The following is an 8,740-nucleotide window of genomic DNA, read 5'->3' on the forward strand; positions in this document are numbered from 1 at the left end:
CCGCACCACGCCCTCCGGCAGGCCGGCGCCCTCGGCGCTGACCACCAGCCAGGCGGCCTCCTCCACATGGCCGCCGGCCCCGGGGCCCTCGTCGCGGGCGGACATCGCCGGGGAGGCGTGCAGGGTGCGGCTGATCTCCGCCGGGTCGGCGTCGCGCCGCAGCAGGGCCAGCACCTCGTCGGCGAGGCGGCGGCGCAGCCGGCGGCCCTCGTCGCGGCGGTGGCGCTCGACGGCGACCAGCCGGGCGAGGTTCTCGGCGAGCTGCCGGCGCTTGGCGGTCCACTCGGTGACGTCGCCGGCCACCACCAGCACCCAGTCGGCGAGCGGGCAGGGGGCGTCCGGGGCCGCGGGCGCGGGCAGCAGCGAGTAGGCGGCGCCCGCCGGCCGGGTCCGGAACGGGGGGCGGCGGCCCTGGCGCTGGGCGGTGAGGTGGGCGCGGACCAGCTGGTCGCGCTCCTCGGCGGGCAGCCGGTCGGCGGGCCCGGCGATCACCGCGCCGGTCGGGGTAAGGACCCAGCAGTCGAGGTCGAGGTCGCCGCCGAGCAGGTCGAGGACGGCGTCCAGTCCCCCGCCGCCGGCCGCCGAGACCANCCGGGTGCCGGTCGACGAGGGCGGCCAGGTCGGCGGCCCGGTCGGCGGAGACCTGGCGGCCGACGAACTCGGTGACGGTGCCGAAGGCGATGTCGTCGGGCACCGCGAGCAGCGGCATCCGGTGCCGGCGGCAGGCCTCGACGAGGTCCTCGGGGACCGGCCCGACCTCGGCCTCGCCGGCCGCCAGGGCGACCGCGCCACCGGCCGCGAGGGTGCGCACGAAGCGCTCGGAGTCGGCCGGGGAGCCGCGCCAGAGCATGCCGGTGAGGACCAGCTCGCCGCCGTGCAGGTACCGGCCGGGGTCGTGCAGGTCCGTCGTCATCACACCGCTGACCTGCCGGTCCAGCTCCTCCTCGGCCGCGAGCAGGCGCAGGCGCGGGGCACCGGGGGCGAGCAGGTCACGGACACGCATGCGGCGGGCTCCTTGGGGGCTGGTGGCCGGTGGCCGGTGGCCGGGGGCTGGTGGCCGGGGCCGGGCGGGGATCGCGGGGCCGTGACGCGGGGACGGCGGCCGGACTACGGTCGTAGGTGGGACCGTGCGGCCGGCCCCGGGCGTCGTCCTCGGTGCGGGCCCCTTGGAGGAACGTACAGGATGCCGGGCGCCGCCGCGGCCGGGGCTTCATGCCATCGGTGACTGCCGGCGGCCCGGTCGTCGCGGTTCACTGGCCGGAAGGTCCCCGGACGCGTCCGGCGACCCGGTGGCGACCACGTGAGGAGGCGCCCGCATGGAGTTCCTTCGCCCCGCCGGCTGGGACGAGGCGCTCGCGGCGAAGGCCGAGCACCCGGCCGCGCTGCCGGTCTCGGGCGGCACCGACGTCATGGTCGAGCTGAACTTCGACGCGCGCCGCCCGCCCGCGCTCCTCGACCTGACCCGCGTCACCGAGCTCACCACCTGGTCGCGGGACGGCGCGGTGGTGCGGCTCGGCGCCGCCGTCCCCTACAGCCGGATCATCGCCGAACTGTCCGGCCCGCTGCCCGGCCTGGCGCTGGCCGCCCGCACCGTCGGCTCCCCGCAGATCCGCAACCGGGGCACCGTGGGCGGCAACCTCGGCGCGGCCTCGCCGGCCGGCGACGCGCACCCGGCGCTGCTCGCCGCCGGCCGGGGCACGCTGGTCGAGGCGGCCTCGGTGCGCGGCACCCGGCTGATCCCGATCGACGCGTTCTACACCGGGGTGAAGCGCAACGGCCTGGCCCCCGACGAGCTGATCCGCGCCGTGCGGATCCCGGCCGCCGACGGCCCCCAGCAGTTCTCCAAGATCGGCACCCGCAACGCCATGGTGATCGCCGTCTGCGCGTTCGGCCTCGCGCTGCACCCGGGCACCGGCACCGTCGGCACCGGCATCGGCTCCGCCGCCCCCACCCCGCGGCGCGCCGCCGAGGCCGAGGAGTACCTGGCCGCGGTGCTCGCCGAACGCGGGCTGTGGGAGAGCGGCGAGCCGCCGGACGCCGAGGTGGTGCGGCGCTTCGGCGACCTGGTCACGGCCGCCGCCGCCCCGATCGACGACGTCCGCGGCACCGCCGGCTACCGGCGGCACGCGCTCGCCGTGATGGCCCGGCGCACACTCACCTGGGCCTGGAACGACTACCGCCGACGGATCGGGAGCACGCCATGAGGGTCACGTTCACCGCCAACGGCAGGCCCGTCGAGGCCGACGACGTGTGGGAGGGCGAGAGCCTGCTGTACGTGCTGCGCGAGCGGGTCGGCCTGCCCGGCTCGAAGAACGCCTGCGAACAGGGCGAGTGCGGCTCCTGCACCGTCTACCTGGACGGGGTGCCGGTCTGCGCCTGCCTGGTCGCGGCCGGCCAGGTGCAGGACCGCGAGGTGCGCACCGTCGAGGGGCTGGGCGGGGCGGACGGCGGGCTCGGCCCGGTCCAGCGGGCGTTCGTGGACGCCGGCGCCGTGCAGTGCGGCTTCTGCACGCCCGGCCTGCTGGTGCAGACCGACGCGCTGCTCGCCCAGGACCCGCGGCCGTCCGACGCGGACATCCGCGAGGCGCTGTCGGGCAACCTGTGCCGGTGCACGGGGTACGGGAAGATCATGGACGCGGTGCGGCTGGCCTCCGCCCGGCTGTGCGCGGACGAGGCGGTGGACGGATGAACGCGCGGACCCGGACCGCCGCCCGGCGCACCACCCGGCGGACCGCCCGGCAAGCCACCCAGCGGACCACCCAGCGCGCCGTCCAGGGCGGGAAGAACCTCCAGGCGATCCGGCAGAGCTCCACCGACGGCGTCGGCGGCTCGCCGCCGCGCCCGGACGGCGCGCTGAAGGCGCGCGGCGAGTTCGCGTTCGCCTCCGACCTGTGGCACGAGGACATGCTCTGGGGCACGGCGCTGCGCTCGCCGCACCCCCGGGCGGACATCCGGTCCGTCGACGTCTCCGAGGCGCTCGCCGTGCCCGGGGTGCACGCGGTGCTCACCCACGAGGACATCCCCGGGACCAAGTACTACGGCCTGGACGTCGCCGACCAGCCGGCCCTGGCCATCGACCGGGTCCGCTACCAGGGCGAGCCGATCGCCCTGGTCGCCGCCGACCACCCGGAGACCGCCCGGCGCGCGGCCGAGCGGATCAAGGTCGAGTACCGGGTACTGCCCCCGATCGTCACCGAGGAGCAGTGCCTCGACCCCGGGACCCACGGCTATGTGCACGAGCCGCCCGAGGGCGTCCCGCCCGCGCTCGGCAACGTCTGCCACGAGCAGCGGCTGGTCTCCGGCCTCGGCGTCACCGACGAGGTGCGGGCGATGGCGGACGTCGTGGTCCGCGGCGACTACGAGGTCGGCATGCAGGACCAGGCCTTCCTCGGCCCGGAGTCCGGGCTCGCGGTGCCCGCCGAGGACGGCGGCGTCGACCTCTACATCGCCACCCAGTGGCTGCACGCGGACCGCCGGCAGATGGCGCCGGTGCTCGGGCTGCCGGAGGAGAAGGTCCGGCTCACCCTGGCCGGCGTCGGCGGGGCGTTCGGCGGGCGCGAGGACCTCTCGATGCAGATCCACTCCTGTCTGCTGGCGCTGCGCACCGGCCGGCCCGTCAAGATCGTCTACTCCCGGGACGAGTCGTTCTTCGGCCACGTGCACCGCCACCCCGCGCGGATGACCTACGAGCACGGCGCCACCCGGGACGGCCGGCTGGTGTACGCCGACGCCCGGATCGTGCTGGACGGCGGCGCGTACACCTCCACCTCGCCCGCCGTGGTCGGCAACGCGGCCTCGCTCGGCCACGGCCCCTACGTGATCCCCCACGTCCGGATGCACGCCCTCGCGCTGTTCAGCAACAACCCGTCCTGCGGGGCGATGCGCGGCTTCGGAGCGGTGCAGGCGGCGTTCGGCTACGAGAGCCAGATGGACCGGCTGGCCGCCGAACTGGGCATGGACCCGGTCGAGTTCCGCCGGCTCAACGCCATGCGGCAGGGCGACCGGATGCCCACCGGCCAGGAGATCGACGCGCCCGCCCCGGTCGCCGAACTGCTGCGGCGGGTCAAGGCCATGCCGCTGCCGCCGCCGCTCGACCCCGAGGACCCGGACCCGCGGCGGCTGCCCGGCGCGCTGTCCAACACCACGCACGGAGAGGGCGTCGTGCGCGGCGTCGGCTACTCGGTCGGCATCAAGAACGTCGGCTTCTCCGAGGGCTTCGACGACTACTCCACCGCGCGGGTGCGGCTGGAGGTGATCGGCGGCGAGCCGGTCGCCCTGGTGCACACCGCGATGGCCGAGGTCGGCCAGGGCGGCGTCACCGTGCACGCCCAGATCGCCCGCACCGAGCTGGGCGTCGAACACGTGACCATCCATCCGGCCGACACCGGGATCGGCTCGGCCGGCTCGACCTCCGCCTCCCGGCAGACCTACCTGAGCGGCGGCGCGGTCAGGCTGGCCGCCCAGGCGGTCCGGGAGGAGCTGATCGAGCGCGGCCGGCGCCGCTACGGCTGGACCGGGGACGACCTCACGTTCGCCGGCGGCCAGGTCGTCTCCGCCTCGGCCGGCCCGCTGAACCCGCCGGTGCCGCTGGCCGAACTGCTCGGCGACGACCCCGTCGACCTGACCCGGGTCTACCGCCACCGCCCGACCGCCCCCTTCGACAAGGAGACCGGCCAGGGCTCCGGCCACGTCCAGTACAGCTTCTGCGCCAACCGCGCGGTGGTCGACGTGGACGTCGAACTGGGCCTGGTCAAGGTGGTCGAGCTGGCCGCCGTCCAGGACGTCGGCAAGGCGATCAACCCGTCGGCCGTGGTCGGCCAGATCCAGGGCGGCTGCGCCCAGGCGCTCGGGCTCGCGGTGATGGAGGAGATCGTCGTCCGGGACGGAAAGGTGCGCAACGCCTCCTTCACCGACTACCTCATCCCGACCATCCTGGACACCCCGCCGATCCCGGTGGAACTCCTCGAACTGCCCGACCCGAACGCCCCGTACGGGCTGCGCGGGGCGGGCGAGGCACCGACCGTCTCCGCCACGCCGTCCGTCGTGGCGGCCATCCGCGACGCCACCGGCCTGGACCTGCGGCGGATCCCGGTCCGGCCCGAGCACCTGACCACCGAGCGGCCGCCGCCCTTCGCCTGACGCCCCCGCGGGCGGGGACGCGCCCGGGCCGGCGGGATGTCCGCCGCCGTACGGGATCGTTCTCCGTACGGCGCCGGTGCCCCCCGCGGCCCGGCTCGCCCACCCTCGAAAGCGCGAAGGAGCCCCCGTCATGCAGGACATCGCCGAGCAGCTGCTGGCGTGGCACGCGTCCGGCCGCGCCTTCGCCGTGGCCACGGTGGTCGGCGTCAGCGGCAGCGCCCCGCGCGACCCGGGCGCCGCGCTCGCCGGGCAGGGGCACGGCGAGGCCGTCGGCAGCGTCTCCGGCGGCTGCGTCGAGGGGGCCGTCTACGAGCTGTGCCGGGCCGCGCTCGCCTCCGGCGAGGCGGTGCTGGAACGGTTCGGCTACAGCGACGAGGACGCCTTCGCCGTCGGCCTGACCTGCGGCGGCGTGCTGGAGGTGCTCGTCCGGCCGGTGGTCCCCGGCACCGACCCCGCGTTCGACACCGGGATCGCGCTCATCGCCGCCGGCACCCCCGTGGCACTCGCCCGGGTCGTCGCGGGCCCGGCCGGAACGCTCGGCGCGGCACTCGCCGTCACCGCCGACACCCACCACGGCGCCCTGCCCCTGACCCGGCTGGAGCGGGCCGTCGTCGCCGAGGCGCGCGCCATGCTCGACGCCGGCCGCACCGGCCGGCTCGTCCTCGGCCTCGACGGGCGCCCCTGCGCCGAGCGCGGGCCGGGCGCCGTCACCCTGTTCGTCGAGTCGTACGTGCCCGCGCCCCGGATGCTGGTGTTCGGCGCGATCGACTTCGCCGCGGCGGTCGCCCGGATCGGCCGCTTCCTCGGCTACCACGTCACCGTCTGCGACGCCCGCCCCGTCTTCGCCACCGAACGGCGCTTCCCCGACGCCGACCGGGTCGTCGTCGACTGGCCGCACCGCTACCTGGACTCCCAGCTGGACCGGCTGGACGGCCGCACGGTGCTCTGCGTGCTCACCCACGACACCAGGTTCGACATCCCGCTGCTGGAACGCGCGCTGCGGCTGCCGCTCGGCTACGTCGGCGCGATGGGCTCGCGCCGCACCCACCGCGAACGCGCGGCCAGGCTGCGCGAGGCCGGGCTGACCGGGGCCGAACTCGCCCGGCTGCACTCCCCCATCGGCCTCGACCTCGGCGCCCGCACCCCCGAGGAGACGGCCGTCTCGATCGCCGCCGAGATCATCGCCCACCGGCGGGGCGGCGGCTGCCTGCCGCTGGGCGCCGGGGACGGGCCGATCCACCGCGACGCCGCGCGCGGCCCCGCGGAGTTCGCGGAACGGGTTCAGCCGACCACGTTGTAGGCCTCGCAGATCATCGGCGGGGCGGTGTCCATGCCCACCTCCCGGAGGATCGGCAGCAGCACCGCCGCGAAGTGCTCGAAGGCCTCCCGGGACTCCCAGACGTCGGTGACGTGCCAGCCCTCGCCGTCCGGCAGCGGACCGGCCGCGTGCAGCAGCAGGCCGCGCACCGGCCAGTCCTCGGGCCGGTGCAGCCCGGTGCCGCCGGTCAGCCGGTCCACCGACTCCTCGTACTGCTCCTGGGTGACCCCCGGGAGGTCGAACACCGCGATGATCGCCATGGGACGGCTCCTGTCGCTGGGGACGGCTGCTGTTCCGGCGGGCCGCGGACAGCGGTCCGTCGTCGCCCGGTCGCCTCCAGTGCAGCCCGGGGATCCGCGCGGCGGCGACCCCGGTACCGCCGGTCGGGTGAATTGCGGGCCCCCCGGGACGGCGGGACGCTGGAGGCGAGGACTCGTCCGAGCCCGGGAAGGAGCACCGTCATGCGCGCGCTGCTGGAGATCGAACTCGACACCCAGACGGCCAACAAGGCCATCGTGGACGGCGCCGTCGTGGCCAGGTTCAACGAGATCATGGCCGACCTCAGGCCCGAGGCCGTCTACGCCTTCCCCCGGCACGGCCGGCGCTGCCAGATCGTCGTGGTCGACGTGGCCGACGAAGCGGCCGTCGTCAAGATCTGCGAGCCGTTCTGGCTGGAGTTCAACGCCCACATCGACATGCACATCTGCATGACCCCGGCCGATCTCCAGGAGGGCCTGAGCCGGTTGAACGGCCCTGAACGGTCCTGAACGCCGGGCCGGTGAGCCGTTCCGGCGCTCAGTCGGAGACCGCGAGCTTCACACCGAACCCGACCACCACCACGCCGGTCACCCGGTCCATCGCCCGGCGCGCCGCCGGCCGGCGCAGCCAGCCGCGCAGCGCCCGGGCGAAGCCCACCAGCACCACCGACCAGAGCAGCCCCTCCACCACGTGCACGCAGGTCAGCGCCACTCCGGCGGCGAAGTGCGGCACCCCCGCCGGAATGAACTGCGGCAGCATCGCCACGTAGAAGACGCCCACCTTCGGGTTGAGCAGGTTGGTCAGCAGACCGCGCCGCCAGCCGGACGCCAGACCGCCCGCCGGGGCCTTGTCCTCCCCCTTCGGCCCGGACGCCGCCTCCTCGCCGGCAGCCCCGCCCCCGTCCGCGTCCGCGTCCCCGTCCTTGACCCGGGCGCGGATCATCCCGATCCCCATCCACACCAGGTACGCGGCGCCCGCCCAGCGCAGCACCTCGTAGCCGATCCGCGAGGCGGTGAGCAGCGCCGTCACCCCGGCCGAGGTGAGGGTGCCCCAGAGCAGCGTCCCGGTCTGGATGCCGAGCACCACGCCCCACGCCTGCCGCCGATGCCCCAGCGCCGACGTCCGCAGGATCAGGGCGGTGTCCAGCCCCGGGGTGAGCGTCAGCAGCCCCACGACGAGGGCGAAGGACCAGAGGGCGGTCGTCATCTCCATGGCCCTGATCGTACGGGGGCTCGGCCCCTCCGCCGCACGGGTTTTCGACCAGCGGGTCCGGGTGCCAGGGGCTCAGTCCGGCCCGCCCAGCCGCCGCACCCGCTCGGCCACCCGGCGGCCCTCCTGCTCGGTCGGGTCGAACTCCACCCGCTGCCCCTCCACCAGCACCCGGTCTCCGCCGCCGGCCGTCAGGAGCGAGTCGTAGTACACATACAGCGGCGGCCCGTCGTCATCGGGGGTGATCAGGCCGTACCCGTGGTTGACGTGGTAGGACTGCACGGTGCCGGTGGCCATCGGGTCTCCTCGGGTCCGGGCGGGCGCGTGGGCCGGAGCACCCCCCGGCCCTCCATGATCGGTGCTGGACCGGCCGGGCGCGCGCCCTGGCCCCGGAACGGGAGGACGGCCCGCCGATGCGCACCGCCCGGGCGATCTCGCTGCTGTTGCTGCTCCAGGCGCGCCGCGCCATGACCGGCGCCGAACTGGCCGCCGAACTGGAGGTCTCGGAGCGCACCGTGCAACGCGACGTGCTGGCGCTGGCCGAGGCCGGCGTCCCGGTGTACGCCGACCGCGGCCGGGCCGGCGGCTACCGGCTGCTCGACGGCTACCGCACCCGGCTGACCGGCCTCGACCGCGCCGAGGCGGAGGTGCTGCTGCTGGCCGGACTGCCCGGGCCGCTCGGGGACATGGGCCTCGCCGATCCGGCGCTGGCCGCCCGGCTCAAGGTGGCCGGCGAACTGGGCGGGGCGCCGGCGGCCGGGGCCACGGAGCCGAACGGCGGGGGCACCGGGAACGGCGAGGGCACCGGAAACGGAG

8 protein-coding genes and 3 pseudogenes are annotated in these 8,740 nt (G+C 76.0%); 6 read left to right on the forward strand and 5 right to left on the reverse strand.

The window, feature by feature from the left end:
* Both ABD308_RS21405 and ABD308_RS21410 read right to left on the reverse strand, forming a co-directional pair.
* A pseudogene (locus ABD308_RS21405) lies at window positions 1–492 on the reverse strand (PucR family transcriptional regulator); the annotation flags it as partial.
* Window positions 493–703: 211 nt separating this feature from the next.
* A pseudogene (locus tag ABD308_RS21410) lies at window positions 704–1,003 on the reverse strand (PucR family transcriptional regulator ligand-binding domain-containing protein); the annotation flags it as partial.
* 313 nt (window positions 1,004–1,316) lie between these two features.
* On the opposite strand from ABD308_RS21410, the gene ABD308_RS21415 reads away from it, so the two are divergent.
* The 4 genes from ABD308_RS21415 (at window position 1,317) to ABD308_RS21430 (ending at window position 6,439) form a co-directional block, all read left to right on the forward strand.
* Window positions 1,317–2,204 (forward strand): FAD binding domain-containing protein, encoded by an 888-nt coding sequence (locus ABD308_RS21415; protein WP_344337607.1) that lies wholly within the window; start codon window positions 1,317–1,319, stop codon window positions 2,202–2,204.
* Complete coding sequence (locus tag ABD308_RS21420) at window positions 2,201–2,689, forward strand: (2Fe-2S)-binding protein (RefSeq protein WP_344337608.1); 489 nt, start codon at window positions 2,201–2,203, stop codon at window positions 2,687–2,689. Before ABD308_RS21415 ends, ABD308_RS21420 begins: the two co-directional genes overlap by 4 nt.
* On the forward strand, window positions 2,686–5,139 hold the full coding sequence (gene pucD / locus ABD308_RS21425) for a xanthine dehydrogenase subunit D (RefSeq protein ID WP_344337610.1): 2,454 nt from the start codon (window positions 2,686–2,688) through the stop codon (window positions 5,137–5,139). Before ABD308_RS21420 ends, pucD begins: the two co-directional genes overlap by 4 nt.
* 130 nt (window positions 5,140–5,269) lie before the next feature.
* On the forward strand, window positions 5,270–6,439 hold the full coding sequence (locus ABD308_RS21430; RefSeq protein ID WP_344337612.1) for an XdhC family protein: 1,170 nt from the start codon (window positions 5,270–5,272) through the stop codon (window positions 6,437–6,439).
* On the opposite strand, the gene ABD308_RS21435 is transcribed toward ABD308_RS21430, so the two are convergent.
* Complete coding sequence (locus ABD308_RS21435) at window positions 6,421–6,717, reverse strand: hypothetical protein (protein WP_344337613.1); 297 nt, start codon at window positions 6,715–6,717, stop codon at window positions 6,421–6,423. The two genes, ABD308_RS21430 and ABD308_RS21435, sit on opposite strands and share 19 nt — an antisense overlap.
* Window positions 6,718–6,918: 201 nt before the next feature.
* On the opposite strand from ABD308_RS21435, the gene ABD308_RS21440 reads away from it, so the two are divergent.
* On the forward strand, window positions 6,919–7,224 hold the full coding sequence (locus ABD308_RS21440; RefSeq protein WP_344337615.1) for a hypothetical protein: 306 nt from the start codon (window positions 6,919–6,921) through the stop codon (window positions 7,222–7,224).
* 28 nt (window positions 7,225–7,252) lie between these two features.
* Here ABD308_RS21440 and ABD308_RS21445 read toward each other — a convergent pair whose 3' ends face one another.
* The gene (locus ABD308_RS21445; RefSeq protein ID WP_344337616.1) at window positions 7,253–7,927 is read right to left on the reverse strand and encodes a LysE family translocator; all 675 of its coding nucleotides are present in this window, start codon (window positions 7,925–7,927) and stop codon (window positions 7,253–7,255) included.
* A 72-nt stretch (window positions 7,928–7,999) separates the two neighbouring features.
* On the reverse strand, window positions 8,000–8,221 hold the full coding sequence (locus tag ABD308_RS21450) for a cold-shock protein (RefSeq protein WP_344337618.1): 222 nt from the start codon (window positions 8,219–8,221) through the stop codon (window positions 8,000–8,002).
* Window positions 8,222–8,337: 116 nt separating this feature from the next.
* On the opposite strand from ABD308_RS21450, the pseudogene ABD308_RS21455 reads away from it, so the two are divergent.
* A pseudogene (locus tag ABD308_RS21455) lies at window positions 8,338–8,740 on the forward strand (helix-turn-helix transcriptional regulator); the annotation flags it as partial.

This window comes from Kitasatospora putterlickiae (genome assembly GCF_039527695.1).
Classification (GTDB): Bacteria; Actinomycetota; Actinomycetes; order Streptomycetales; family Streptomycetaceae; genus Kitasatospora; species Kitasatospora putterlickiae.

What these genes read in the sequence shown, in the direction of transcription:
- ABD308_RS21415 (WP_344337607.1), top strand. Translation starts at nt 1,317, where the DNA reads ATGGAGTTCCTTCGCCCCGCCGGCTGGGACGAGGCGCTCGCGGCGAAG.
- ABD308_RS21420 (WP_344337608.1), top strand. Translation starts at nt 2,201, where the DNA reads ATGAGGGTCACGTTCACCGCCAACGGCAGGCCCGTCGAGGCCGACGAC.
- pucD (WP_344337610.1), top strand. Translation starts at nt 2,686, where the DNA reads ATGAACGCGCGGACCCGGACCGCCGCCCGGCGCACCACCCGGCGGACC.
- ABD308_RS21430 (WP_344337612.1), top strand. Translation starts at nt 5,270, where the DNA reads ATGCAGGACATCGCCGAGCAGCTGCTGGCGTGGCACGCGTCCGGCCGC.
- ABD308_RS21435 (WP_344337613.1), bottom strand. Translation starts at nt 6,717, where the DNA reads ATGGCGATCATCGCGGTGTTCGACCTCCCGGGGGTCACCCAGGAGCAG.
- ABD308_RS21440 (WP_344337615.1), top strand. Translation starts at nt 6,919, where the DNA reads ATGCGCGCGCTGCTGGAGATCGAACTCGACACCCAGACGGCCAACAAG.
- ABD308_RS21445 (WP_344337616.1), bottom strand. Translation starts at nt 7,927, where the DNA reads ATGGAGATGACGACCGCCCTCTGGTCCTTCGCCCTCGTCGTGGGGCTG.
- ABD308_RS21450 (WP_344337618.1), bottom strand. Translation starts at nt 8,221, where the DNA reads ATGGCCACCGGCACCGTGCAGTCCTACCACGTCAACCACGGGTACGGC.